The organism is Xenorhabdus littoralis (genome assembly GCF_033949345.1).
GTDB classification, from domain to species: Bacteria; Pseudomonadota; Gammaproteobacteria; order Enterobacterales; family Enterobacteriaceae; genus Xenorhabdus; species Xenorhabdus littoralis.
On sequence record NZ_VCDP01000010.1, the window covers coordinates 101,383 to 128,254 of the forward strand.

Genomic DNA, 26,872 nt, shown 5'->3' on the forward strand with positions numbered 1-26,872 from the left:
GGGTCCTTATGAAAACAAGTTTATATATTATGATTTTTATTATGCTGTTTTTTGTTTTTAAAGCTAATTCAGTTGGATTAATAGAAGGTAAAACTGATTATGATGATATCCACAATGAAGCGAAAAATAATCATTTTAGGGATAATTTCGCTCAAAATTATAATACAACATTTGAAAGCCTTAATGATTATGACGATTTAGATATTGAGGTAGTCGGTAATCAGTGTATGTATAAGATTGGAGAGAAAAAATTTTCTTTGACACCAAAAGGAAAACACGTTGAAACGCTTGAAGATAGCAATGCTTTTTTTGGAGGGTGTGCTGCGGTATCAAAATATGTAATATGGGAAATAAAATTATCTAATAGTATCTTAGAATCTAAATCATGCAATATTAAACTAAATACTTATTTGCCTTCTTCAGGAGCCTATTTTGTATGGCAGACAGTGGTTAACGTTGATACTGATAATTGTCCTTTTGAAATCACTGCATATTGTAATGAGGGAAATTGCTTAAATCATCATGTTAATTCTAGTGATACTAATGAACCTAATAAAATTGCTATAACTATTAAAAGTAAGAATGAATGGAATCCACCCAAAATTACTTTTCCTCCTTGGGGGTATCAGGTTGCAAAGAATTATATTACAGTGACAGGGAAAGGTCTGATGAGTGATAACTCATTACCTTCTCTGGTGACGAGTTTTGATGATAATGTATACGAAACTCATTCTACAGGGCCGGACGAATGGGCTGCTGACGTTTGGGTAAATTGTAATTTAGCAGGTGCCCTTATTAGTATTAAAGATATAGAAAATTCAGATGTTACTGTTAATGGAGTGATATGTGGCGCAGAAATTACTTCAATGACGCAAGATCAAATAATTCTTGCTGGTAAATATAGTTTATCAGGTACGGCTTTTGGTTTTACGCCTGATGATGCGAGAAATAGTGTTAGACTCAGTATTACAGGCTATAAAGCGTATAATTCAGTTTATTCACCGACAAAAGTATATACACCAACAAAATTTGATTTTAAAGAGGGAACATGGAGTATAGATGATTTAGATGCTGTTTGCGGTATTGGTTATATAGCTTCTTTACCCAATAGTAATGATGTGGACTATAGTGTATTCCCATGCCCCAGTAAAATTACTTATCCCGCGAATAATTATAGTGCTCCAAAGAATTATATTACAGTGAAAGGGAAAGGTCTGATGAGTGATGGCTCATTGCCTTCTCTGTTAACTGATTTTGATGATAATGTATACGAAACTCATTCTACAGGATCGGACGAATGGACTGCTGACGTTTGGGTAAATTGTGGTATAACTGGAGTGATTAGTATTAAAGATGTAGAAAATACGGGTGTCACTGTTAATGGATCAATATGTGGTGCAACTATTTCTTCAATACAAGATGGTCAATATATTATCGGCGGTCATTATAATTTAACTGGTACAATTAATAGTAAAACGCCTGAAGATACCAAAAATCTTGTAATTGATATTACAGGTTATAATGCGGATGGTTCAATTTATTCACCGACAAAATCATATACACCAGTTATTCATATTAAATATGGTGAATGGATTGCAAACGAATTATATGCCGTTTGCTCCATTAATTATACTGCCTCTGTATCTGGTGATATTTATTTGCAATTCATGGGATCTTCTTTTTTTTCTAATTTCTCTGGGAAGGGAAAGGTTGATTATAATACATTATCATGTCCAAAAATAATTGAGCCTACAAATTATGGAATAATTTCCTCGACAACTGAAAATACACAAAACTTTTCAATTGAAGGTACTGATGCACTTACTAGTGACAATCCTACTGTTACTATAAATAGTGTTCGCCAGCCTTCACAGATTTTATATCCTGACGACTCTAATAATGGAAAATGGACTGTGGAAGCTAACAATATTATCGTTGGTTTTATAACAATTCAGGCCAGTGATTATAGGACGGAAGAAACTACTGGTAATCAAGTAGAGGCACTCATTTCTAAAATTTTTTCTGTGGAAAATAAAAAGAACGGTGTCTTTACTTATTTTCAGGGAACATCTATGCCATATGCTCAAGAAAAGAATTTTACACCTAAAGTCAGTATATTAATGAATGGTACAAAAGTAGAAGAAAAAAATACAGACATTCAAGGCGATTGGACATCAACTCAACAATATTATGCCAAAAGAGGAACTTATGTTTTTACTTTCGGAGAGAGTACTGATAACGATAATTATAAAAGAGAGGGTAAAAAGAAAATACAGTGTGTGGGAGAAAAAGGTGGAATGAAATGTACTAAACAAGAATAAGTATTACATATTAAGGGGGTTATTATGAACAAGATAATGGCAATAATGATAATGTTATTATTGTTTTTTTTTAGTTATTCATTTTCTGATGATAAAATTGAATATCCTCCTTTAGAAGATATCGCTGGAGGAGAGGAAAGTTGTAAGAAACCTATAGGTGATAAATGTAAACCTTGGGTTGTTGATATTGCTGCCGTAAAGAATAATGCTAGAGAAATAAAGAGTTGTAGTGGTTCTTTGATTTCACCTAAACATGTTTTAACAGCTAGGCATTGTAAGAATGAAGGAGCTGAATCATATAAAATATATGATTATGATAATGAAGAAATCGGTGTTGTCCATAAAGATAAATTTTTTACATATGGAGATAAGCATGATTTTGCTATCATGGAAATGGAAAAAGATTCGAATTTAGAAGAATATGGCCGTGTTCGTCGATTTTTTGATTATGATGAGGCTCATGAAAAATTAGATAAAAATTATTATCAATCTTCAGTTTATGGTTATGGTTTTCGGGGAGTTAATAGGGAAACGGGTGAAGAAGAGGATAATAAAGGCGATAAACAATATCGAGCCGATACGAAGATTACTTCTTTTTTTATGGATGGTTATAGTCAGCCGGGATTAATGATAGACACAATTGAAGGACAAGGTTTAGTTCCAGGAACAATACAATCAGCAGATTCAGGTGGCCCGATTATTTGGAGAGATACAATCATCGGTATAACTTCTTGGGGATATGATGCTCCTGAAGTAAAAACAGAAATTGATTACTATCTTCCATTCGGTGCTACAGATATTACCGGGAAACATAATGATATATTTTGGGGTAAAAAATATTCTTTAGGTAACTGGTTTTCTGAAACAATGAAACAAATTTGGATTGAAAACCCTGATTGGAAAGCTCACTTAACAAAACGGGGTGACAGTATTCTTATTGAAGGATGGGGAAGACCAGGCAGTAAAATAAAACTTTCTTATCGCATTGATGGAGGCCAAGAAAATGGAATTTCATGTCAGGAAACTGTGAACAAAACAGGAAAATGGAAATGTTCTATTCCACGTAACGACTTTTTTACTGGTGACTTTAATGAAGAAAAAGATCATGATGTAATAATTACAGCAAAAGAGGATAGCACACAACCATCAACTAAGTTATGGAGAGAGGATTCTGTTAAAGCAACAATACCAGCTATTTCAGAAGAATTCTCTATCATTTATCCAGCTGATAAGACCACTGTGCTGACTAAAAATTTTACAGTACGTGGATATGCTGATCCTGGTTCTAGTGTTCAGTTTGTATTACAATCTAATATAGATCATAAAAGTTTTACACAAGAACAATTATGTCAGAACCTTAATAATGATAATTTAATTCAAACAACAGATTATGGTGCTTGGCAGTGTACCATAAATGCTGAAGTTCTTGGTGAGATAAATATATATGATGATGAAAAAAAATGGAATTTTAAGATAACAGCAAGCCAAAATACAAAAAGTGATGTAAATATTTACGATCAGGTTGAAATTCGTTATCAACCAAAGGAATATGGTGAATTAAAAATTATTGAAAATGATAAGGATATGTATAGAAAAATGTCGGGTTTTGAAGTTAACTATGATGATGACGCTAATTTTCTTTGTGTTTTTAAAGCTCAATCTTTTGATTGTAAAAAAAATGGCGATAATAGAAAAACCTTTTATTTGGATAATCCAAAATTGAATAATTTAATTGACTTTCCCATAGGGGCAATTCAAAAAATTAATAATGCAGATCCATTAGATACAAATTTGTATTTCACAACAAAAGGTCAAGGAGAATATTACAATCCTACTTTTAAAAGTCCGCACAAAATTGAAGACATACAACAAATTTATTCGTATGAATTAAATAATAAAAAAACATTGAAGGGGTTCGGTGGTGATAATAAAAAATATATTCTGCCAGATAAAACGGTATATCTCCCTTCAGAATATTCTATATGTATGAAACGAACTGAAGAATCGCCTTGGTCTCCAGGAGAAGTTGAATGCGAAGAATATGAAGATAAAGATAAATATAGGAAGATAATATTAGAGACAGGTCAATATTTTGATAATATTCCGATAATATATGGTTATTATCAAGACGAAGAAAAGAATAATTTCCCAACTTGGGATATTACACTTCCTTCTACGTTAGAAGAAGGGGTATATTATATTGAAATAAATGATAAGAAATATCTATTAGGATGGGAAGATAAAAAAGTACTGAGTAATAAAGCAGCTAGAGAAACATCTAGAAGTTTTTTTGAAATAAAACGGCCTCAATTGAAAATTACAAGTCCCTCCCAAGGTGAAACCGATACGGTAGGCACCTCAACTCATTTATCAGGGCGTGCTAATGAGCCTGGAGGTCAAGTTGTTATAAAGAAACCCAGACTTGGCTTTTTACCCTTGGCTAAGGATCAGGGAAATCTAAGCGGAGAACAAGAAACAATTATATGCAATGATGCTGTGGTCACTGATAATGGTAATTGGAATTGTGACAAACCAATTATTTTTCCGGCGGGTTCTTATGAATTGACAGCGGAATTGGTAAAAGAGGGAAAAGTGATTGCTACAGATGTCACGCACCTTACCATTAAAGATAAAAGTGATGATGAACCCGAAAAGAAAAAATTTGAAATCAAGAGTCCTAAGAATAATTCAGAAGTCGATCCGGATAATCCCATTACTGTTTCGGGGACATTAAGTGGCCCTGATGGCGGCGGCGGAGGTGGAGGTGGATTTGGCGGATTTATCAGTGGTCTGGTAGGGGGCTTTTTTGGTTCTATTGGTTCACTCATTAATACCCTCCTGAGCGGGGGGCTGGGTTTCTTTTGGGAGTTAGTATTGCCATTGGGTGAGAACGCCGGGGAGATTCTGGGCGGAGATACCTATACATTGACATTACAGGAAACCGATAACAAACTGAATATCGGCAATCCCATTACTTGGACATTCACGGTACCAATACGGATTATGGAGCCGGCTGCTGGGGCGCAATACAGAGTAAAAGATAAGATTAGCATTCAAGGTCAGGGAAGCCCCAAGCAGCTTATTCTCGTGGCAAGTTCCCAATATTTTCTGCCGGCTGAAAAATTCTCACTGATCCCCCGTGATGGGATTATCTGTATAGCAAACGTAGATAATAAAGGGAAATGGACTTGCCCCGATAATCCGGTGATAACGGCGGCGAATGAAGGGACGTTCTTTCTTTATGCGGCTCAGTATAAAAAAACCGGGACAGGGGAATTAGGCGATATTTATGAAAGAACGTCACAAGTCAGGCGTAAGTATGAAGTGGCTAAAACAAAAATACAGATCACGACACCGGCACATGGTACAAAAATAACCAAGCTGCCTTTTATGATTTCAGGGACCGGAGAGAAGGGCGCTCAAGTCCATATTGGAGGGTTTGGGGGTTCAGACAATTGTAAGACAACCATTGATGCCTCATCAGGTAAATGGTCTTGTGGGCCTTATCAGCCTAAAGAAGGTAAATACACGATTTCTGCCAATCAATTTATTCATGGCGATTTAACGTCAAGCGATCACATCTCCTTTGAAGTGCAGACGAAAAAGATTATTCCCGTTGTGATTACACAGCCGCACAATGGCGAGGTATATCATCGTTTTGACAGTGTCTTGCCGCAGGGAACCGGTGAATCTGGAACCACCATTTGTTTAGATAAAAAAGTGCTTTCTCAGGTTTGTAAGCAGGGTGTTGCTGTGGATAAACAAGGGAATTGGCAATCGAATGATGGGTTGGATACGTCCATTAAAGGGAAACATAAACTGGTCGCAACAGCCTTTTTGGATGGTGTCCGCCAGTCCACCGCCACGGTGATATTTGATATTCTCTCTACTGCGGGTGATACCACGTTAACAGTGAAATCACCTAAAGAAGGCGAAGTGATTAAAACACCGTCATATACCTTTAGTGGCACGATGCCGAATAATGCGAAAGCCGTGACAGTGAAAGCGTTTGGTGGTCGCGATGATTGTCATGCAAAATTGAATAAGGAGAATAACACGTGGTCTTGCGGGCCTTACAGTTCCGTGCCCGGAAATTATGACGTTACGGTAGAAGATGATACAGGATCGAGTATTGACCGGGGTTTTAAAGTACGATATGGGCCAAATTTACAGATGCAGGTACTGAATCCGACAGAAGGGGAACAGATCCATACCCCAACGTATACCATTAAGGGAACAGGACAAACAGGGGCTGGTATTTTTGTCTTTATTACAGGTACCTCCGCCTCTACTCAGGATAAATTTATATGTAATGTGTATGTCGATGGGAATCAGCAATGGACGTGCCCTACTACGGAGTCTGTTCCGGGCAAGTATCACATTTTGGCCCAACAATGGGTAGATAATGTGCCTTCTGGCAAACCCGTCACACGTAACTATGAAGTCGGGAACGGTATCACCGAAATTACGATTGACCCGACGGCTTATCCGGGCTGTACGGCACCGAATTCTAACCAAAATGCAACTACAAACACCGCTGCAATTATCTCAATGGGATCTATTCCTGTTATGCAGAACAGCGGGTCGATTTCTATTCCAATTACAGGAACAGCAACAAAAGGAGCACATATTTCTTTGAAAGCAAAATCGGCAGATGGGAAATCTTGGCATTGTGGTGCGGTGCAAGCTTCAGAAATAGACGGTAAATGGCGTTGTACTATACATAATGCACAGTTAGGGACTTATCAGGTATCAGCAACACAGTCCATTAAATTTAATAATCCTACTTCTGGCACGAGTCAAATAGGTCAGGTTAGTGCGTCGATATTAGATATTACTTGGCCGCTCGAAAGAGGTGTACTTTACGACCATAAACCTCCTATAACTGTTTCTGTGAAAGGAACGGCGCGGCCAAACATGGATGTATCATACAAAATTCAAAGTTCAGAATCATTTGTACCCTTTGGCGATATTAAAAAAGGAAAAGTCACTGCCGATGCCCAAGGGAATTGGGACTTTGATGCAGTACGTCACAATCTTGGGTGGCAGAAAATAGATATTTCGGCCTCATTTTGTGACCAACCTACGAGCTTTGAAAGAAATTTTAAATTGAGGCTTTATCTTAATTAGGGATTTCATCTGTTTATTGTGGGATAAAATCACGTTATTGATTATGCGGCTGAGCTAACAGCCGCATAACATTATCTATACCTAATGGATTTCAAGTACAACTTGAAAGACGACGGGGATATATCACCTATGTTATTATTGCCGTTTTGCACTTGATATCACGATAGCTATCGATAGGTGCCTTTATTTCCCATTCGACCAAACAGGTACAAAACAATGACTGAAGCTGCCAGTGAAATAACAAGACGCTATGACTTACATAGCCATACGACTGCTTCAGATGGAGTTTTATCACCTGAGCAACTCGTGGACAGAGCCATCGCCATGGGTATTCAAGTATTGGCAATTACCGATCATGATACGACGGATGGTATTCAACCTGCTTTAAATCATATCCAGCAAAATAACCTGCCGCTGACATTAGTATCTGGCGCTGAAATTTCGACGTTATGGGAAAATTTTGAAATCCATATTGTTGGTTTAAATATGGACATTCATTCAATCCACTTAAGAAAATTTCTGGTTAATCAAGTTAACTTAAGAAATCAGCGTGGTATTGAGATAGGGAACCGTCTAGCCAAAGCGGGGATTCCTGATGCCTGGGAAGCTGCATCCCGACTGGCTAATGGTGGGCAGGTTACACGCGGGCATTTTGCCCGCTTTCTGATTGAAGCAGGCGTAGAGCCGACGATCCCGAAGGTATTTAAAAAATATCTGGCAAAGGGAAAAATCGGTTATGTTCCTCCGCAATGGTGTACAATCGAGCAGGCGATTGAAATCATTCATCAAGCAGGTGGACAGGCTGTCATTGCCCATCCGGGCAGATATGATTTGTCGATGAAATGGCTAAAACGGTTAATAGCTTGGTTTAAACAACATGGTGGTGATGCAATGGAAGTTGCACAGTGCCAGCAAGCACCTAATGAAAGGCAACAACTTGGTCAACTGGCAAGAGAATACGGGTTGAAAGTATCATTAGGATCGGATTTTCACCAGCCTTGTTCATGGATAGAACTTGGACGTAATTTGTGGTTACCCGGTGATGTTGTACCGATATGGCATGACTGGTCACGGATTGAGACTGCATAGAAGTAGAGGTTATGTTATGAGCCAGTTTTTTTATATCCACCCTGACAACCCACAAACCCGTCTTATTGACCAAAGTGTGGAAGTGCTGAAAAAGGGCGGCGTTGTCATTTATCCTACTGATTCCGGTTATGCCATTGGTTGCTGTCTTGAAAATAAGGATGCAATGACCCGTATATGCCGCATTCGTCAATTGGAAGGGCGCCATAATTTTACGTTGATGTGCCGTGATCTTACCGAAATATCGACTTACGCCCATGTGGATAATCAGGCATTCAGGTTAATCAAGAATAATACACCAGGAAATTACACCTTTATTTTGCAGGCGACAAAAGAAGTACCTCGCCGCTTGATGAATGAAAAGCGTAAAACTATCGGTCTGCGTGTTCCTTCCAATCCTATCGCTTTAGAGCTGCTGGAAAAAATGGGTGAACCGCTGATGTCATGCAGTTTGATTTTACCCGGAAATGATTTTGCCGAGTCCGATCCTGAAGAGATTAAAGATACATTGGGTAAACAAGTTGATTTAATTATTCACGGTGGTTATCTTGGGCAGCAACCGACAACGGTAGTGGATTTAACTGGGGATTCTCCAGTAATTTTTCGCGAAGGCGAAGGTGATGTAACACCTTTTTTATAAGGTGAATAATTGAAGTTCTTATTTAATTGAAGTTCTTATTTTAAACACGACGCCTGTGAAGGCGACAATAGAGGTTGCTCAATGAGCGATAAAACAGAAAAGTTACAAAAAATTCTTGCGCGTTCTGGTCATGGTTCCCGTCGCGAAATTGAAGGATATATTCAACAAGGGCGTGTTAGCATAGATGGTAAGACCGCAACGTTGGGTGATCGAATCGAAGTAAAATCCTCAATAAAAATTCGTCTGGATGGACGGATCTTAAATATCAAAGAACCACAAAAAACAGTTTGCCGTGTTCTGGCTTACTACAAGCCCGAAGGTGAATTGTGTACCCGCCACGATCCTGAAGGTCGGCCGACTGTGTTTGATCGTCTGCCAAAAATGCAGGATGCGCGTTGGATTGCGGTAGGGCGTCTGGATATCAACACGTGCGGCTTGTTATTATTTACCACTGATGGGGAATTGGCAAACCGCCTGATGCACCCAAGCCAGGAAGTTGAGCGTGAATATGCTGTTCGCGTTTTTGGTGAAGTTGACAATGCCAAACTCCGTCAGTTAACACAAGGTGTTCAACTGGAAGATGGCCCTGCTTCATTCAAAACCGTCACCTTTAAAGGCGGAGAAGGTATTAACCAATGGTACAACGTCACTTTGACTGAAGGCCGTAACCGTGAAGTCAGAAGGTTGTGGGAATCTGTTGGAGTGCAGGTCAGCCGTCTGATCCGTGTTCGCTATGGTGATATCGTTCTGCCAAAAGGTTTGCCGCGTGGTGGCTGGAGTGAGTTAGGACTGGAACAGACTAACTATTTACGTCAGTTGGTTGGTTTGGGCGAAGAAGTTGTGACCAAAGTTGCCGTTGAGCGTGATCAGCGTCGTATCAAAGCTAACCAAATCCGTCGTGCAATGAAACGACACGCGAAAGTTGCCTCCCGTCCTGCGGGAAAACGTCCAGCAAGTAGCTCTCGTCAAAATGCAGGGAGAAAAACGACACCTAAAGGTCGTTAACATTCTCAATCCGCTGTTTCAGTATGAACTGAAACAGCGAGTTATTTACCAATCGACGCCTTTCTGTGCCTTAACGCCAGCCTCAAACGCGTGTTTTACCGGACGCATCTCTGTAATCGTATCAGCATATTCCAGCAATTCCCGATGACATCCCCGTCCAGTGATAATTACCGTTTGGTGTGAAGGCCGATGTTTAAGTGCGGTAAGTACATCAGTAAGCTCTAAATAGCCATAACTGACCATATAGGTTAATTCATCCAGCACAACAAGATGCAATGAAGGATCAGATAACATCATCAGGGCATTTTTCCATGCTGTTTGGCAAGCTGCGGTATCTGACTCACGATTTTGTGTCTCCCATGTGAAACCTGTTGCCATCACATGAAATTCAACGCCATGCTGCGCCAACAAATTTCTTTCACCACTTTCCCATGTTCCTTTAATAAATTGGATAACGCCAGCACGCTGCCCATGCCCGATGGCACGAGTGACAGTACCAAATGCAGCGGTGGTTTTTCCTTTTCCGTTTCCGGTGAATACAATAACGATCCCACGTTCTTGTTGTGCCGCCTCAATACGGGCATCGACTTTCTCTTTCAGGCGTTGTTGCCTTTTCTGGTACTGGCTGTTATCTCTGGTCATTATTCAGCAGGCCCCGCTTTGCGTCCGGGTTGAGCATCAAAACTGATACCTGATTCATTCCGGCTATCATCGGCCATCACATAAAGATAAACAGGCATAATATCCGCAGGTGTTTTTAATTTAGCCGTGTTCTCATCAGGAAAGGCACTTGCCCTCATGTTGGTACGAGTACCACCCGGGTTAATGCAGTTAATACGCAGGGAAGTGTTCTGATATTCTTGCGCCAAAACCTGCATAAGGCCTTCTGTGGCAAATTTGGAAACAGCGTAGGCTCCCCAGCCACTTCTGCCTTCACGACCAACACTGGAACTGGTAAACACTAAAGAACCGCTGGTGGATTTCAGTAGCAAAGGAATTAATGCCTGAGTCAGCATAAAAGTGGCATTGACATTGACTTGCATCACTTGATGCCAAAGCTGGACAGGTTGTTCTATGATGGGGGCGACAACGCCAAGCAGCCCGGCATTGTGCAAAACACCATCCAAATGAGTGTAACGTTGTGCCAGTTCTTCAGCAAAAATTCGGCATTCTTCTGTCGTTACGGTCAGAAGATCCATTGTATAAATGTCAGCAGGCAAGCCGCCATCATTTTCAATTTGTTGCTTGACCGCTTTCAGTTTTGCGGTAGTTCGTCCCAGCAAAATGACCTGCGCACCGTGGCGGGCATAAGTCAGGGCCGCTTCACGCCCAATACCATCACCGGCACCGGTCACTAAAATAATTTTTTGTTGTAGCAAATCATTATGGGGTTGGTAATCAAACATCGGGCAGTCTTCCTGTATTGCTTGTAAATCTGTTAATTGCCATCTCGAATTGGCGCATGGGGCTTATCATCAGAACAAAACTTAAAGCGGCCGTCAAATTTGACCAAGATGACGGATATAGCCCTAATTGGAATAAATTTGGTTAAGTAAACTGTTAGAGCACGGTTTCCCGTTTTTAGTTAGAATGAAAGACATTGTTTATCATAAATTAACTAAGGTGGTTCTGTGGAATATTTGTCTCTATACGGATTGTTCCTAGCCAAAGTGCTTACAATAGTATTATCAGTCGTCGTTCTGGCGGTAGTTTGTATCGGGTTAGGTGTACGTAAAACAATGCACAAAGGGGAATTGAGGCTAACCAATCTTGGTGAGTCGTACAAGAAAAAACAGCGTCAGATGCAACAAGCTCGTATGAGTGAAGCAGAACAGAAGATCTGGCAAAAAGCCTTAAAAAAGCAACAAAAAAATGATGAGAAGCAGAAAAAAACGGCGGCAAAAACAGGACAGAAAGGTTTACAAAAACCAAATCTTTATGTCTTGGACTTTAAAGGCAGTATGGATGCCCATGAAGTTGATTCCCTCCGCGAAGAGATCAGCGCAATACTGGCAGTCGCAGATAAAAAAGATGAAGTTTTACTGCGTCTGGAAAGCCCTGGCGGCATGGTTCATGGTTATGGGCTGGCTGCATCTCAATTGGCTCGTTTACGGCAGAAAGAGATACGTCTGACAATTGCTGTGGATAAAGTGGCTGCAAGTGGGGGCTACATGATGGCGTGTGTTGCTGATCGGATTATTGCTGCACCTTTTGCCATTATTGGTTCTATTGGTGTCGTGGCTCAATTACCGAATATTCATCGATTATTGAAGAGAAATGATATTGATATTGAGCTTCATACTGCTGGTGAATACAAGCGCACACTGACGATGCTGGGTGAAAATACTGAGCAGGGCCGGAAAAAATTTCAGGAAGATCTGAACGAAACGCATAAATTATTTAAATCATTTATTCATCAACATCGCCCATCTCTGGATATAGAAAAAGTAGCCACGGGTGAATATTGGTATGGTACACAAGCGAAAGAAAACGGACTGATCGATGAAGTGGGCGTCAGTGATGATTTCCTGATTGAAAAAATCGAACATTGTGAAGTCATTGGCGTGGGTTATTCTCGCCGTAAACGGGTGGTAGAGCGTTTCATGGGCAGCGCAATGGAAAACGCTGATAAATTGCTTATGCGCTGGTGGCAAAGAGGTGAGAAACCGTTGTTATAACGATATGAATGGTTAACATAAATGATTAACTGATTGTATTCCCGATAAATATATCAGGTTGCAGAGAAGCAGTAAGGGAACGAACTCAACAAAGCGGCAATTTGAAATGTGACGGGAATAATGCGGGTAAACAGGGCGTATTTTATTATATTCTTTATTACCCGCATCATTATTGATGGTTGTTCAAGAATGATGCGATTCAGTTTTTAATCTACTAAATGATACTTTTCGGACAACATATGAGCTAAATGTTTAAACATATTAAACACAACTGTACTTTTCGCGGTAGGCAATCCGCATTCATCCAAAAAATACTCTCCGCAAAAAACTAGCACTCCGCCTTTTTGTTCTACACTCTCTGCATATATTCCTTGTATAAAATCTTCGTGGGTCTTAATGATTTCATTTGCTTTTTTTAGTAACAGTTCCCGCTTGATGGGCATTGTTTCAGTTTGCATCGATTGTGCTCCTTCAAGAAATAAGTTGTTGCGCATCATTTTTTATCAGGTAGAGTGTGGACTTTTCGTCATGCAGATGGAAGATTTTGTTTACAACTGTTAAATCATACAATTGCATGGTCTGTGTTGGTATATAAAATACCTTAAATATTTCAAAGAGTTTTGCGCTTAAGCAAAAGGACAAGATAAAAATTAGTTGATATCTTGTAAATCTATCGCAATATAAAAAGAGATTTTAATTTATATATCGCAACATAACGCCGTGATTTTCGCCATCTGAAAAGAAGATAATTAGGTAAAGGTAACTATGGCTAAAGCTCTTGTTATAGTGGAGTCCCCGGCAAAAGCCAAAACAATCAATAAATATCTGGGGAATGACTACGTTGTGAAATCCAGTGTGGGTCATATCCGTGATTTGCCGACGAGTGGAGCAGCGAGTCAAAAGAGTTCAAGCTCATCTACCGATAAGAATAAAAAGAAAGTAAAAAAAGATGAGAAAACAGCACTCATAAGTCGTATGGGTGTCGATCCCTATCATGGTTGGGAAGCAAACTATCAGATTTTGCCGGGCAAAGAGAAAGTAGTCACTGAGCTGCAAACGCTGGCTGAAAAAGCAGAGCATATTTATCTCGCAACGGATCTCGACCGCGAAGGGGAAGCCATTGCATGGCACCTGCGGGAAGTGATTGGTGGAGATGATGCTCGTTTCAGTCGTGTTGTGTTCAACGAAATTACCAAGAATGCAATCACTCAGGCTTTTGATAAACCGGGTGAATTGAATATTGATCGTGTTAATGCCCAGCAGGCGCGCCGTTTTATGGATCGCGTTGTGGGTTATATGGTTTCACCGCTATTGTGGAAAAAAGTGGCCAGAGGATTGTCTGCCGGACGGGTTCAATCCGTCGCGGTTCGTCTTGTGGTTGAACGAGAGCGTGAAATCAAGGCATTTGTGCCGGAAGAATATTGGCAGCTGCATGCGGATTTAGTGGCTAAAGGAGACATTGCTCTCCATATGGAAGTGACCCATGAAAAAGGGAAACCCTTTAAGCCGGTAAATGCTCAGCAAACGCAGTCAGCCGTATCTTTGCTTGAAAAAGCAAAATATAAAGTCATTGATCGTGAAGACCGCCCGACATCCAGTAAACCTGGAGCGCCATTCATTACCTCAACGTTACAGCAGGCTGCAAGCACGAGGCTTGGATTTGGGGTCAAGAAAACCATGATGATGGCACAGCGTCTATATGAGGCTGGTCATATCACTTATATGCGTACCGACTCGACTAATTTGAGTCAGGATGCTCTGGACATGGTTCGCGGTTATATCAGCGACCATTTTGGTAATCAATATCTACCCCAAAGCGCCAATACGTACAGCAGTAAGGAAAATTCACAGGAAGCTCATGAAGCGATTAGGCCTTCTAATGTCAATGTCATGGCGGAAGAGCTGAAAGACATGGAAGCTGATGCACAAAAACTGTATCAGCTTATCTGGCGTCAGTTTATTGCTTGCCAGATGATGCCTGCTAAATACGATTCCACAACGCTGACCGTTCAATCAGGTCATTTTGAACTGCGGGCTAAAGGCCGTACTTTGCGTTTTGACGGTTGGACTAAAGTGATGCCCGCTTTGCGCAAAGGAGACGAAGATAAAACTTTGCCAGTCATTGAAGTGGGCACAGAGCTTGACCTGCAACAATTGATGCCAAGTCAGCATTTTACAAAACCCCCTGCTCGTTTCAGTGAAGCATCCTTAGTTAAAGAATTGGAGAAGCGGGGGATCGGTCGCCCATCGACTTATGCTTCGATTATCTCAACCATTCAGGATCGTGGTTATGTTAGGGTTGAAAACCGTCGATTCTATGCGGAAAAAATGGGTGAAATCGTCACGGATCGTTTGGAAGAAAATTTCAACGAATTGATGAGCTATGACTTTACTGCAAGAATGGAAAACCAGCTCGACCACGTTGCTAATAACGAAGCGAATTGGAAAGGGGTTCTCGACGAATTTTTCTCTAACTTCAGTGAGCAGCTTGATGTTGCCGCTAAAGACCCAGATGAAGGCGGAATGCGCCCGAATCCGATGGTGATCACTTCGATTGATTGCCCGACCTGTAGTCGTCCAATGGGAATTCGTACCGCGACGACCGGCGTATTCCTCGGCTGTTCTGGTTATGCACTGTTACCTAAAGAACGATGCAAACAGACGATTAATCTGATCCCAGAAAATGAGATACTGAATATTCTGGAAGGTGATGATGCGGAAACTAATGCCCTGCGTGCTCGCTGCCGCTGTAAAAAATGTGGTACAGCGATGGATAGCTATTTAATTGATAACCAGCGTAAATTGCATGTGTGTGGTAATAACCCTGCATGTGATGGTTATGAAGTTGAAGAGGGTGAGTTCCGTATCAAGGGCTACGATGGTCCTATTGTTGAATGTGATAAATGTGGTTCAGAAATGCACCTGAAAGTGGGGCGTTTTGGCAAATACATGGGATGTACAAACGAAGAATGCAAAAACACCCGTAAGATTTTGCGTAGCGGGGATGTCGCACCACCGAAAGAAGATCCTGTTCCATTACCTGAACTGGCATGTGAAAAATCAGATGCCTATTTTGTTCTTCGTGATGGAGCGGCAGGCGTATTTTTAGCGGCCAACACATTCCCTAAATCACGTGAAACACGCGCACCATTGGTAGAGGAACTTGTTCAATTCAAAGATCGTTTGCCGGAAAAATTAAGTTATTTAGCCGAAGCACCTGTTGCTGACCCAGAAGGAAATAAGACGGTTGTTCGTTTTAGCCGTAAGACCAAGCAACAATATATCTCTTCAGAAAAAAATGGTAAGGCTACCGGATGGAGCGCATTTTTTGTTGAGGGTGTTTGGGTAGTGAAAGAGAAATAACGTTTTGATGATTAATTGGTGTGTTATATCTTCTGTTTATTGGATATAGTTCACTGAAATATATTCAGATAGATATTTCTTTTTTTGCTGTAAATGTAACTTTTCTTTCTAAAAAGCCAGTCTTTAAGACTGGCTTTTTTTGTATTTCAGGAAAATTAAAACACAATATATCTGCAACAATCATTTGATAATAGTTACTCGCTCTAATTATTTGTTATATAAATATACAGTAGATGTTATAGTGGTTATATGCCTACAAATAGATATTCTATATAGTTATAAATGAGTAACCATTAGCAATATAGAAATTGATTAGACTACAAACATTCATAAATTTGATTATTAGGGACAGTGCGGATATGAAACTACAGCAATTGCGTTATATTGTAGAGGTGGTTAATCACAACCTGAATGTATCTTCTACAGCAGAAGGATTGTATACCTCTCAACCTGGGATCAGTAAACAAGTTAGGATGCTTGAAGATGAATTGGGTATTCAAATATTTGCTCGCAGTGGTAAACATCTGACGCACGTGACACCGGCTGGTGAAGAGATTATCCGTATTTCACGTGAAGTTCTGTCAAAAGTCGATTCAATTCGTTCTGTTGCCAGTGAACATACTTATCCCGATCGCGGTTCACTATATATTGCGACAACCCATACACAGGCAAGATATGCTTTGCCTCCCATCATTAAAGGCTTTATTGAACGTTATCCCAACGTATCACTGCACATGCATCAAGGTTCACCCACCCAGATTGCGGAAGAAGTATGCAAAGGAAATAGTGACTTTGCGATAGCAACAGAAGCACTTCATCTGTACAGCGATTTGATTATGCTGCCTTGTTATCATTGGAATCGTTCTGTAGTGGTGACGAAAGATCATCCTCTTGCCAATAGACAGAATGTGACGGTTGAAGAATTGGCAGAATATCCGATAGTCACTTACACTTTTGGCTTTACTGGTCGTTCTGAACTGGATGTTGCTTTTGACCGGGCTGGCTTGAAACCTAAAATCGTATTTACGGCAACAGATGCCGATGTGATTAAAACTTATGTGCGGTTAGGGCTTGGGGTTGGCGTGATTGCCAGTATGGCTGTAGAACCTGTTCAGGATAGTGATCTGGTGCGTATCGATATGCGTGATAAATTCAGTTACAGCACCACGAAGATTGGCTTCCGGCGTAGCAGCTTTTTACGCAGTTATATGTATGATTTTATTTGGCGTTTTGCTCCGCATTTAACACGTGATGTTGTGGATAAAGCGATAGCGTTACGTTCCAATGAAGAAATTGAAGAAATGTTCAAAGATATCGAATTACCAATTATATAAAAGATTTCATAAAGAAGATAAACCATCTCCCTGAAAGTAAGGAGATGGTTAGTCTTTTATTTTCGGCCTCTTCGCTGGGATTGAGGCGGCCTTGCAGAGCCTCTGGCACTGGTTTGCGATAAATTAGACGGGCCAGCTATATTTCCTCTGCTCCCTATTTCTGCTCTTTGATTAATTGAATCATAGGCTGGAGGTGCTTCATAAGGAGGAGGTGATCCATAAGGGGGAGGTGAGTCATAGGGAGGAGGAGCACCATGAGAACTCGAGGGGGCAGGTGGTCTATTTAAGTATTGATGTTGCCCGGTATGCGGCCTTCTGGAATTTCGGTTCTGAGCTTGGGAAGATGCAGCCGGCGGCTGTAAATTAGATGGGCCAGCGACATGACCACTTATGAATTTTTCATAATATTTTGTTGTTGGAGCTATATTCGATGAATCTACTGATGATGTAAGGCCAGAAATACTGAGTGCACGTTGAAAACATTTTTCATCATTATCATACGATAAGTGCTCAATAATAGAGGACAGATACGTATTGATATCAATGTTAATATGACTTTCATTGAGTAATACATATCTTTTACTATGATGATTATCTTGTATAAAACCTAACCTATTCAGTCTCGAGATAGTCATGTTATCAGGCTCTGCCTGATATTCTGCTGGTTTTAATTGATTAAAATCAAAGAATATTATTTCAATGGACTGTTTTCCGTTCGGCTCGGTGTAGTCTCTTACAAATCCTTTAGCTATCAAGGCGGAGAAATAAAAAGATAAGGGTATATTTTTATGAGGCATATTATTCTCCTGCAAAAATGGTGAAACACATTTATACCAACGAAGACAGTTATCTATCTATTTTCATAAAATAACAATCGAATAATTCTTACCAATTCTCTGCGCCATTTTTACTGGGCCTGAATACATTATTTACCTGTGCCGAGGTTGCGTGCTTTCATATAGTCCGCCAACTCTTTGTCATCAGTTCTTTTACTTTCGCTGAGTGTTGTGAATACACCGTTTTGGTCATCTTGGCTTTTATGCTGGCCCAGCTTTTCTTTGGCCTGAATTTCATCAATGATGATTTTAAACCCAACGATCGCTTGTCTTTGTTTAGTGAGAAATGCTTCTGGCATCAAGTCAGTATTTTTATTCAGTTTAGGTTCATATTGATTAACCAACGCTTCCAAAGCCAGTTTTGTTTCGTTATCGCTTAAAATTTTTGTGACACCGTAACAATGAATCGCAGTGTAATTCCACGTCGGGACAGCATGGGTTGATTCATACCAAGTGGGAGAGATGTAGGCGTGCGGGCCTGTAAAAACGACTAAAACCCTTTGTTCATCCAACTCTTTCCAGTGGTGATTTGCTCGTGCCACATGGCCGTATAAAACTCCGTTTTCTCCTTCATCGGGGTTAAATACAAATGGAAGATGTGTACCAGTCAAAGAAGAGGAAATCAGTAACCCAAAACTATAAGTGGAAATAAATTCAGTGATATTGTCTTTTCCTGTCATTATCATCTTACGAGGTATATACATGGGCTTATAACTCCATATAAATTTAGGTTAAGGTTTCTGGTGGTCAGTCAATCACAGTATCTCCGATAATTTAATATTTCAATTAATTTACAACAACCTTTTGATTAAGGCTTAAATTCGCCACTGAAAAAGCTATCAGAATTTTCTATTGAATCTTTATTGTTTTTAAGAATGAAATTATCAAAAGCTGTCTTTATCTCTGGATTTTCTAATGCCTGATAATCAAATAATGCAATACAGGAAAAATAACTGAACTTAACATTAACATTTTGATTAGAAGCACAATTTGACGTAACTTCCGAGTTAGTACTATCAAAATCTATTTTAAACAGCTTCATTTTGGGAACATATATAACTTGATCTTCAATCCCGGTTGCCTCAATGACGCTGGCTAATGTGAGTGTAGAGTAATGATCATTATTTCGTTTTAAACCCATTCTTATAGCATCCCCTTGTTTTTGTAGAAAATTTGCGAAGCTTTGCAGGCCGGGAGAGTATGTGTTTAAAAGAATGTCCATGATGAGTTGGAGTAAATTCGTTGCGATGGAAACCCCTTTCATTTCATGTTCATAGCTTTGACTTTCTATACTTTTAACACTCATAAGTGGCAGTTTTGCTATGATTTTTTCCCAGAATTGAATGTCTGTCTTATATTGTGAACCGTGGTTATTGGAGTATTTGGTGATATAGTCAGTAACTATTGAGGAAAGAGCTATCTGTGTTTTTTTGATTTCATTTAATTTTTTCATGACACTGGCTTTATCGTCAATTTGTGAAGTCATGACAAATTGGACGAGGCCATCTGTGTCAGTGAACCGATAATCTGATAAGGAAAGTTTATTATTAAAATCAGTGGAAAAAAAATTATCAGATTCTTTTATAGTAATTAAATAATTTTGATGTTTTTTGTTTTCGTTTGTATTCATAATTTATTCTCCAATTTTTTTGAACTAAATGAATATGCTTTTTCTTTTATTATGAATAAAACATATCTCCCCTAAGTGCATTATCTAAATCTGTCAATAAATGATGCTTTATAAAAGGTTAGCAAAATGTGTGGTCCCCAAATCACAAATTTTCATATATATGTTATGGTTAAATAGTAACTGAATCATAATAAGAAAGGAGGAGTTATGTCGTTTAAATTGAAAACGGACTGTGCTTCAACACTGTCTATCAGTAGTCAATCGATCAGTAGCAGATCGATTGATAGTGGTTCCACTGGCAGTAAAACCTATCACTATTATAGCTTACCTCTGTTATCCGAGCGATTAGGTGAAATATCCCGCCTACCCAAGTCACTGAAAGTGCTTCTTGAAAATCTTCTGCGCAATATTGATGGAGAATCAGTTGTGGAAGATGATTTAAAAGCGCTGGTGGAATGGCAAAAAAACGGCCATGCGGATAGAGAAATTGCTTATCGTCCTGCTCGTGTGCTTATGCAGGATTTTACCGGTGTTCCGGCTGTGGTCGATCTTGCTGCGATGCGAGAGGCCGTGTTGAGACTCGGTGGTAATGTAGAACAAGTTAATCCATTGTCTCCGGTTGATTTAGTCATTGACCACTCGGTGATGGTGGATAAATTCGGTACAGATCAGGCTCTTGCAGAAAACGTTCATATTGAGATGGAGCGCAACTATGAACGATATTTGTTCTTGCGCTGGGGGCAGAAAGCGTTCAATCGCTTCCGCGTTGTACCACCAGGAACAGGGATCTGTCATCAGGTTAACCTTGAATATCTCGGAAAGGCTGTTTGGTATGAAAAGCAAGATGGAAAAGATTTTGCTTATCCCGATACGTTGGTAGGTACGGATTCCCATACAACCATGATTAATGGTTTGGGCGTACTGGGATGGGGGGTCGGGGGAATTGAAGCTGAAGCCGCAATGTTGGGTCAACCGGTTTCCATGCTAATCCCGGATGTCGTTGGTTTTAAACTAACCGGAAAATTGCGGGAAGGGATTACGGCAACTGATCTTGTACTGACTGTGACCCAGATGCTGCGCAAACATGGTGTCGTGGGTAAATTTGTTGAGTTTTATGGTGATGGATTATCTGATTTGCCGTTAGCAGACAGAGCGACCATTGCCAATATGTCACCTGAATATGGCGCAACCTGCGGTTTTTTCCCCGTTGATGATATTACATTAGACTATATGCGCTTAACGGGACGCCTTGAAGAAGAAATTGCTCTGGTTGAAACTTATTGTAAGACACAAGGGTTATGGCGTAATGCAGGAGAAGAGCCTATTTTCACCAGTACTCTTGAGTTGGACATGTCAACAGTTGAGGTAAGTTTGGCAGGACCAAAACGGCCTCAGGATCGGGTAGCGCTCGGGAATATACCACAGGCTTTCCAAGCCGCCATGGAGCTGGATATCCAGGCAACTCAGAAACATTCATCAACGATACCCGTCACTCTGGATAATAAAACATTCCCATTGCAGGATGGTGCGGTGGTTATCGCTGCTATTACATCCTGTACCAATACATCTAATCCCAGTGTACTGATGACTGCAGGCTTGCTTGCTAAAAAGGCGGTTGAGAAAGGCTTACAACGTCAACCGTGGGTTAAAACCTCATTGGCTCCGGGTTCCAAAGTAGTAACAAGTTATCTGGAATTGGCAGGTTTTATGCCATATCTGGAAAAACTCGGTTTTAATCTGGTGGGATATGGCTGTACTACTTGTATCGGTAATTCAGGTCCACTTCCTGATCCTATTGAAGCCGCGATTAAGCAATCAGATTTAACGGTTGGGGCGGTACTCTCCGGTAACCGGAATTTTGAAGGTCGTATTCATCCATTAGTGAAAACCAACTGGCTGGCATCACCTCCGCTGGTAGTGGCTTATGCACTTTCTGGCAATATGAAAAAAGACCTGACTCGAGAACCTATCGGAAAAGATCAACAAGGCAATGATGTTTATTTAAAAGATATTTGGCCGAATAGTCGTGAAGTGGCGGAAGCTGTAGGAAAAGTCAGAACCGAGATGTTCCATAAAGAGTACAGTGCTGTTTTTGATGGTGATGAAGATTGGCAATCTCTGAAAGTAGAAAGTTCAGCAACTTATTCCTGGCAGCCTGATTCTACCTACATTCGCCATCCCCCTTTTTTCAGCGATATGACAGCCGAACCTAAACCGGTGACAGATATCCATCAGGCTCGCATATTGGCAATTTTGGGCGATTCAGTTACGACAGATCACATTTCTCCAGCAGGGAATATCAAGGCTGACAGTCCAGCAGGGCGTTACTTGCAAGAACATGGTGTTGCACCAACGGATTTTAACTCTTATGGCTCAAGGCGCGGCAATCATGAAGTCATGATGCGAGGAACATTTGCCAATATTCGCATTCGCAATGAAATGGTATCAGGTATTGAAGGAGGATATACCCGCCATATTCCATCACTGTCCCAACTGACTATCTATGATGCGGCTATGCGTTATCAGGAGGAAAATATACCGCTGGCTATTATTGCGGGTAAAGAATACGGCTCTGGATCAAGTCGTGACTGGGCTGCGAAAGGGACAAGATTACTAGGGGTCAGGGTTGTTATTGCGGAATCTTTTGAACGTATTCATCGTTCCAATCTGATTGGAATGGGCGTATTACCACTGGAATTTCCTCAAGGTGCCAGCCGTAAAACATTAAATCTGACAGGTGATGAGCGGATTGACATTGCAGGATTGGGGAATATCAAACCCGGACAGATAATTGCAGTGAAAATCACCTACGCAAATGGAGATGAAATTGTGATTGATGCCCGTTGCCGCATAGATACAGGTACGGAACTGGCTTATTTCTATAACGATGGCATCTTGCATTATGTCATTCGTAATATGCTGAAATAATAGCAAAGATAAGATAGCGAATCTCTTAGAAAGACTCTATCTCGGCATACTGATAAAGAAAAACTGCGTCCACACCGACGCAGTTTTTCTTTCTTGCAGGAGATAATTAGAGGGTGTTCAGTTTGGTTTCAACAGCAAGTGTCCCATCCGGCTGGCTTTGGTATCCAGATAATAAGCATTTTTGGGATTACGTCCTACAATCAGCGGCACACGCTCGATGATATTGATGCCAGCTTCCATCATGATTTCAACTTTTTTAGGGTTATTGGTCAGAAGACGGATTGCATTAATATCCAAAAGCTTATACATATCTGAGCAAAGGGTGAAATCTCTCTCATCGGCAGCGAAACCTAACTGGTGGTTGGCTTCGACAGTGTCAATGCCCTGATCCTGTAAAGCATAAGCGCGTATTTTATTCAGCAAGCCAATATTACGACCCTCTTGGCGGTGATATAGCAGAACACCGCGACCTTCTTTACTTATTTGCGACATCGCAGCTTCTAATTGAAAACCACAGTCGCATCTCAAGCTGAATAAAGCATCACCAGTGAGGCATTCTGAGTGGATTCGTGATAGTACCGGTTCATCACCAGAAGTATCACCGAAAACAAGGGCAACATGGTCGCGACCTGTTTTGATTTCTTCAAATCCAATCATTAAAAATTCGCCCCATGGCGTAGGTAATTTTGCTTCAGCCACTCGTTTTAGCTGCATTTTAGTATTCATATATTGATTTGACTCGTTATAAATATTGCGATACTCAGAACAAGATCGGTTAAGAAATCAGCTAAAAATACGCAAAAATTTTCTCTGATTACCATGCATGTACGCATCCTCATGATACCAGAAATTATTAATGTGCATGAATATAAAGAGTCAGATTCTGCAATATTAACATGCTAGACTATAAACAGATTTTGGCAGACGTATGGTATGAATTGTATATAAACTTGTTTTAGAAAAAAGCTGCATCGGGTGCAGACAAGTAGAATAACATCACAAAAAGCAGTAAATAAGCGTTTGTTGTAATAAATTGCTTCCTTTGCGTAGACGAGAAATGCTAATTTAGCACGCCACTATATCTGCTATTTTGATCTGCTATTTTGATCTGCTATTTTGCATAACCAATCAGCAACAATGGATAACAGGAAGAAATGTGAAATATTTTCTGATTTTATTACTGGCACTGGTTGTTTTTGTTATCTCAGTGACACTGGGAGCAAATAATAATCAGGTAGTGACATTTAATTATTTGATCGCTAAAGGCGATTATTCTGTATCCACACTGCTGGCTGTGTTGTTTGCTGTCGGTTTTACTCTCGGTTGGGGGATCTGTGGGGCATTTTATCTACGTACTTGTATTTCTCTTCGACGTGCGAAGCGTAAAATAAAGCGTTTGGAAACCCAGTTGGAGCAGCCATCTGAGTCATCCACAAAAACTGTATCGACCGTAGCATTAAACAAGGAATAATTCTCCATGTTAGAGCTGTTGTTTCTGTTGCTTCCCATTGCTGCCGCCTATGGTTGGTATATGGGGCGCAGAAGTGCTCAACAAGATAAACAGCAATCTGCCGACCGTCTCTCACGCGAATATGTTGATGGTGTTAACTTCTTACTCTCCAATCAACAGGATAAAGCGGTCGATTTATTTCTTGATATGTTGAAAGAGGATAGTTCTGCGTTTGAAGCCCATCTAACACTGGGAAATTTATTCCGTTCTCGTGGTGAAGTGGAAAGAGCTATCCGAATTCACCAATCTTTAATGGAAAGTGCTTCATTGACATTTGAGCAACGTTTGCTTGCAATCCAGCAACTTGGGCGGGATTACATGGCTGCTGGGGTATATGACCGAGCTGAAAACATGTTCATCCAGTTGATTGATGAAACAGACTTCCGTGAAAACGCCTTCAACTCTTTGCTAACTATCTACCAGTCAACCCGTGATTGGAACAAAGCCATTGGAGTCGCTGAAAGATTGGTAAAACTGGGAAAACAGAATTTTCGGGAAGAAATAGCTCATTTTTATTGTGAGTTGGCCTTGCAATGTATGGGCAGTGATGATTTTAATGATGCCATCGGATATCTGAATAAGGCTGCTCAGGCAGATAAACGTTGTGCTCGTGTTTCAATCATGCTTGGTCGTATTTATATGGCTCAGGGAGAATACGCCAAAGCGACAGATGTATTGAAATGCATTCTCGAACAAGATAAGCAGCTGATCAGTGAATCCCTGACAATGCTGCAAGAATGTTACCAGCACTTGTCCCAGCCAGAAGAATGGGAAGCTTTTGTACAAAAATGTGTGGAAGAAGAATGTGGTGCCATTGCAGAACTTCATATGGCTGACATCATTGAGAAGAAAGAAGGGCGTGATGTTGCCCAAAATTACATTAACCGTCAGTTGGAACGTCATCCAACGATGAGGGGATTTTATCGCTTGATGGATTACCATCTGGTGGACGCGGAAGAAGGGCGAGCTAAAGAAAGTCTGATCCTTTTGCGTAATATGGTAGGTGAACAAATCCGCACGAAACCTGATTACCGATGCCACAAATGTGGTTTCACCTCCCGCTCGTTATATTGGCATTGCCCATCGTGTCGCTCATGGGATTCTATTAAACCCATTAGAGGTCTGGATGGTCAGTGACACTGTCACCGTTACTTAATTGTTCTAAATAAATTCTTTTTAAGACATGTTTAACTACGGACGTGTTTTTTCATTAGTAATTCAAGTTAATAAGTAATTTAAGTTCATTGATAAATGAAAGGGCCTAAAAATGACCACCCAAACTTTAGATAAACAGATTGACTCGCCTGTTATTGTTGCATTGGATTATGACAATCAGGACACAGCGCTGGCATTTGTCGACAAGATTGATCCACAATTTTGCCGTCTGAAAGTGGGTAAAGAGATGTTTACTCTATATGGCCCACAGTTTGTCCAATCTCTGCATCAGCGTGGTTTTGATGTGTTTTTGGATCTCAAATTTCACGATATACCCAATACAACGGCAAGAGCTGTGGCGGCTGCGGCAGAAATGGGCGTTTGGATGGTCAATGTTCATGCAAGTGGTGGTGCGAGAATGATGACTGCTGCTAAAGAAGCGCTGTTATCTTATGGTAAAGACTCGCCGCTGCTGATCGCTGTTACCGTGCTGACCAGCATGGAACAGTCTGATCTATTGGGTATTGGAATTGATATGACGCCAGCACAGCATGCCGAGCGTTTAGCATTATTGACAAAAGAGTGTGGTCTGGATGGGGTGGTATGTTCTGCCCATGAAGCACAACAATTGAAAACTGTATGTGGCCATTCGTTCCAGCTTGTTACTCCGGGAATACGTCCCGAAGGTGCGGAGGCGGGTGATCAGCGACGCATCATGACACCATCTCAGGCTGTTCAGGCTGGGGTAAATTATATGGTGATCGGGCGTCCAATTACCCGTGCAGAAGATCCTGCATTGGCACTACAGCAGATTAATGAATCTATTGGAATTGCTCATGAATAATGATTCTCGTTTAGTTTACTCGACGGATGGTGGGCGTATTCAAGAGGAAAAATCCCGGCCAGTACGACCAAAAGGTGACGGCATTGTGCGTATACAGCGCCAAACAAGCGGGCGTAAAGGTAAAGGCGTTTGTGTGATCACGGGGATTGATACTGATGACCAAACATTGGCTAATCTGGCGGCAGAATTGAAGAAAAAATGTGGCTGCGGCGGCTCTGTCAAAGATGGTGAGATCGAAATTCAGGGTGATAAACGTGATTTGCTGAAGCAATTGCTGGAAGCAAAAGGGATGAAAGTGAAGCTGGCGGGAGGTTAAACCAGCTTCCAGATTGCCCGATAAGTGATGGTTGCAGGGTCCGCGGTATTCTGCCGCCCATAAATGGCGGCAGCTATACATCACATAAAAATATCA

Annotated in this window: 20 protein-coding genes; 13 read left to right on the plus strand and 7 right to left on the minus strand. The window is 40.6% G+C overall.

Going from position 1 to position 26,872, the window contains the following annotated elements; genetic code table 11:
• Positions 1–8 precede the first annotated feature (8 nt).
• The 5 genes from FE394_RS03885 (at position 9) to rluB (ending at position 10,182) form a co-directional block, all read left to right on the plus strand.
• Positions 9–2,321 carry a hypothetical protein gene (locus tag FE394_RS03885; protein WP_319925092.1) on the plus strand — a complete coding sequence of 771 codons (2,313 nt, stop codon included), beginning with the start codon at positions 9–11 and terminating at the stop codon, positions 2,319–2,321.
• 24 nt (positions 2,322–2,345) lie between these two features.
• A complete protein-coding gene (locus tag FE394_RS03890; protein ID WP_319925093.1) occupies positions 2,346–7,451 on the plus strand; it encodes a trypsin-like serine protease in 5,106 nt (1,701 codons plus the stop codon).
• 216 nt (positions 7,452–7,667) lie between these two features.
• Positions 7,668–8,540 (plus strand): RNase RNM, encoded by an 873-nt coding sequence (gene rnm, locus FE394_RS03895; RefSeq protein WP_319925094.1) that lies wholly within the window; start codon positions 7,668–7,670, stop codon positions 8,538–8,540.
• A 16-nt stretch (positions 8,541–8,556) separates the two neighbouring features.
• Positions 8,557–9,177 carry an L-threonylcarbamoyladenylate synthase gene (locus tag FE394_RS03900; protein ID WP_319925095.1) on the plus strand — a complete coding sequence of 207 codons (621 nt, stop codon included), beginning with the start codon at positions 8,557–8,559 and terminating at the stop codon, positions 9,175–9,177.
• 81 nt (positions 9,178–9,258) lie between these two features.
• Entirely contained in the window at positions 9,259–10,182 is a 924-nt protein-coding gene (rluB, locus tag FE394_RS03905) for a 23S rRNA pseudouridine(2605) synthase RluB (RefSeq protein ID WP_319925096.1), read from the plus strand.
• Between the two features lie 45 nt (positions 10,183–10,227).
• Here the strand turns inward: rluB and cobO are convergent, their stop codons facing one another.
• Together cobO and FE394_RS03915 are read right to left on the minus strand one after the other, a co-directional pair.
• Positions 10,228–10,824, minus strand: coding sequence for a cob(I)yrinic acid a,c-diamide adenosyltransferase (cobO, locus tag FE394_RS03910; protein WP_319925097.1), 597 nt, complete (start codon positions 10,822–10,824; stop codon positions 10,228–10,230).
• Complete coding sequence (locus FE394_RS03915) at positions 10,824–11,588, minus strand: YciK family oxidoreductase (protein ID WP_319925098.1); 765 nt, start codon at positions 11,586–11,588, stop codon at positions 10,824–10,826. Before FE394_RS03915 ends, cobO begins: the two co-directional genes overlap by 1 nt.
• A gap of 225 nt (positions 11,589–11,813) precedes the next feature.
• On the opposite strand from FE394_RS03915, the gene sohB reads away from it, so the two are divergent.
• Entirely contained in the window at positions 11,814–12,860 is a 1,047-nt protein-coding gene (gene sohB, locus FE394_RS03920; protein WP_319925099.1) for a protease SohB, read from the plus strand.
• A gap of 206 nt (positions 12,861–13,066) precedes the next feature.
• Here the strand turns inward: sohB and FE394_RS03925 are convergent, their stop codons facing one another.
• Complete coding sequence (locus tag FE394_RS03925; protein ID WP_319925100.1) at positions 13,067–13,318, minus strand: YciN family protein; 252 nt, start codon at positions 13,316–13,318, stop codon at positions 13,067–13,069.
• A 307-nt stretch (positions 13,319–13,625) separates the two neighbouring features.
• Here FE394_RS03925 and topA point away from each other — a divergent pair, with 307 nt between their 5' ends.
• Both topA and cysB read left to right on the plus strand, forming a co-directional pair.
• On the plus strand, positions 13,626–16,223 hold the full coding sequence (gene topA, locus FE394_RS03930; RefSeq protein ID WP_319925101.1) for a type I DNA topoisomerase: 2,598 nt from the start codon (positions 13,626–13,628) through the stop codon (positions 16,221–16,223).
• 359 nt (positions 16,224–16,582) lie between these two features.
• On the plus strand, positions 16,583–17,557 hold the full coding sequence (gene cysB / locus FE394_RS03935) for an HTH-type transcriptional regulator CysB (protein ID WP_319925102.1): 975 nt from the start codon (positions 16,583–16,585) through the stop codon (positions 17,555–17,557).
• A gap of 56 nt (positions 17,558–17,613) precedes the next feature.
• On the opposite strand, the gene FE394_RS03940 is transcribed toward cysB, so the two are convergent.
• From FE394_RS03940 to FE394_RS03950, 3 genes are all read right to left on the minus strand, one after another.
• Positions 17,614–18,354 (minus strand): hypothetical protein, encoded by a 741-nt coding sequence (locus FE394_RS03940; protein ID WP_319925103.1) that lies wholly within the window; start codon positions 18,352–18,354, stop codon positions 17,614–17,616.
• Positions 18,355–18,482: 128 nt separating this feature from the next.
• Positions 18,483–19,097: an FMN-binding negative transcriptional regulator gene (locus FE394_RS03945; RefSeq protein WP_319925104.1), complete on the minus strand. Its 615-nt coding sequence runs from the start codon at positions 19,095–19,097 to the stop codon at positions 18,483–18,485.
• A 104-nt stretch (positions 19,098–19,201) separates the two neighbouring features.
• Positions 19,202–20,023, minus strand: coding sequence for a hypothetical protein (locus tag FE394_RS03950; protein WP_319925105.1), 822 nt, complete (start codon positions 20,021–20,023; stop codon positions 19,202–19,204).
• A 207-nt stretch (positions 20,024–20,230) separates the two neighbouring features.
• On the opposite strand from FE394_RS03950, the gene acnA reads away from it, so the two are divergent.
• Positions 20,231–22,951 carry an aconitate hydratase AcnA gene (gene acnA / locus FE394_RS03955; RefSeq protein ID WP_319925106.1) on the plus strand — a complete coding sequence of 907 codons (2,721 nt, stop codon included), beginning with the start codon at positions 20,231–20,233 and terminating at the stop codon, positions 22,949–22,951.
• A 117-nt stretch (positions 22,952–23,068) separates the two neighbouring features.
• On the opposite strand, the gene ribA is transcribed toward acnA, so the two are convergent.
• The gene (ribA, locus tag FE394_RS03960; RefSeq protein WP_319925107.1) at positions 23,069–23,665 is read right to left on the minus strand and encodes a GTP cyclohydrolase II; all 597 of its coding nucleotides are present in this window, start codon (positions 23,663–23,665) and stop codon (positions 23,069–23,071) included.
• 442 nt (positions 23,666–24,107) lie between these two features.
• Between ribA and FE394_RS03965 the strand changes: the two genes are divergently transcribed.
• From FE394_RS03965 to yciH, 4 genes are all read left to right on the plus strand, one after another.
• The gene (locus FE394_RS03965; RefSeq protein WP_319925108.1) at positions 24,108–24,422 is read left to right on the plus strand and encodes a LapA family protein; all 315 of its coding nucleotides are present in this window, start codon (positions 24,108–24,110) and stop codon (positions 24,420–24,422) included.
• Positions 24,423–24,428: 6 nt separating this feature from the next.
• Positions 24,429–25,598 carry a lipopolysaccharide assembly protein LapB gene (lapB, locus tag FE394_RS03970; protein ID WP_319925109.1) on the plus strand — a complete coding sequence of 390 codons (1,170 nt, stop codon included), beginning with the start codon at positions 24,429–24,431 and terminating at the stop codon, positions 25,596–25,598.
• Positions 25,599–25,728: 130 nt separating this feature from the next.
• The gene (gene pyrF, locus FE394_RS03975) at positions 25,729–26,460 is read left to right on the plus strand and encodes an orotidine-5'-phosphate decarboxylase (RefSeq protein ID WP_319925110.1); all 732 of its coding nucleotides are present in this window, start codon (positions 25,729–25,731) and stop codon (positions 26,458–26,460) included.
• Positions 26,453–26,776: a stress response translation initiation inhibitor YciH gene (gene yciH, locus FE394_RS03980; protein ID WP_419836298.1), complete on the plus strand. Its 324-nt coding sequence runs from the start codon at positions 26,453–26,455 to the stop codon at positions 26,774–26,776. Before pyrF ends, yciH begins: the two co-directional genes overlap by 8 nt.
• The last annotated feature ends 96 nt before the right edge of the window (positions 26,777–26,872 follow it).

Coding starts and splice junctions, on each gene's coding strand:
- acnA (WP_319925106.1), top strand. CDS start 20,231: ATGTCGTTTAAATTGAAAACGGACTGTGCTTCAACACTGTCTATCAGT.
- lapB (WP_319925109.1), top strand. CDS start 24,429: ATGTTAGAGCTGTTGTTTCTGTTGCTTCCCATTGCTGCCGCCTATGGT.
- FE394_RS03925 (WP_319925100.1), bottom strand. CDS start 13,318: ATGCAAACTGAAACAATGCCCATCAAGCGGGAACTGTTACTAAAAAAA.
- ribA (WP_319925107.1), bottom strand. CDS start 23,665: ATGCAGCTAAAACGAGTGGCTGAAGCAAAATTACCTACGCCATGGGGC.
- pyrF (WP_319925110.1), top strand. CDS start 25,729: ATGACCACCCAAACTTTAGATAAACAGATTGACTCGCCTGTTATTGTT.
- FE394_RS03890 (WP_319925093.1), top strand. CDS start 2,346: ATGAACAAGATAATGGCAATAATGATAATGTTATTATTGTTTTTTTTT.
- FE394_RS03885 (WP_319925092.1), top strand. CDS start 9: ATGAAAACAAGTTTATATATTATGATTTTTATTATGCTGTTTTTTGTT.
- topA (WP_319925101.1), top strand. CDS start 13,626: ATGGCTAAAGCTCTTGTTATAGTGGAGTCCCCGGCAAAAGCCAAAACA.
- FE394_RS03950 (WP_319925105.1), bottom strand. CDS start 20,023: ATGAATACAAACGAAAACAAAAAACATCAAAATTATTTAATTACTATA.
- yciH (WP_419836298.1), top strand. CDS start 26,453: ATGAATAATGATTCTCGTTTAGTTTACTCGACGGATGGTGGGCGTATT.
- cysB (WP_319925102.1), top strand. CDS start 16,583: ATGAAACTACAGCAATTGCGTTATATTGTAGAGGTGGTTAATCACAAC.
- FE394_RS03900 (WP_319925095.1), top strand. CDS start 8,557: ATGAGCCAGTTTTTTTATATCCACCCTGACAACCCACAAACCCGTCTT.
- rluB (WP_319925096.1), top strand. CDS start 9,259: ATGAGCGATAAAACAGAAAAGTTACAAAAAATTCTTGCGCGTTCTGGT.
- FE394_RS03940 (WP_319925103.1), bottom strand. CDS start 18,354: ATGCCTCATAAAAATATACCCTTATCTTTTTATTTCTCCGCCTTGATA.
- rnm (WP_319925094.1), top strand. CDS start 7,668: ATGACTGAAGCTGCCAGTGAAATAACAAGACGCTATGACTTACATAGC.
- FE394_RS03915 (WP_319925098.1), bottom strand. CDS start 11,588: ATGTTTGATTACCAACCCCATAATGATTTGCTACAACAAAAAATTATT.
- cobO (WP_319925097.1), bottom strand. CDS start 10,824: ATGACCAGAGATAACAGCCAGTACCAGAAAAGGCAACAACGCCTGAAA.
- FE394_RS03945 (WP_319925104.1), bottom strand. CDS start 19,097: ATGTATATACCTCGTAAGATGATAATGACAGGAAAAGACAATATCACT.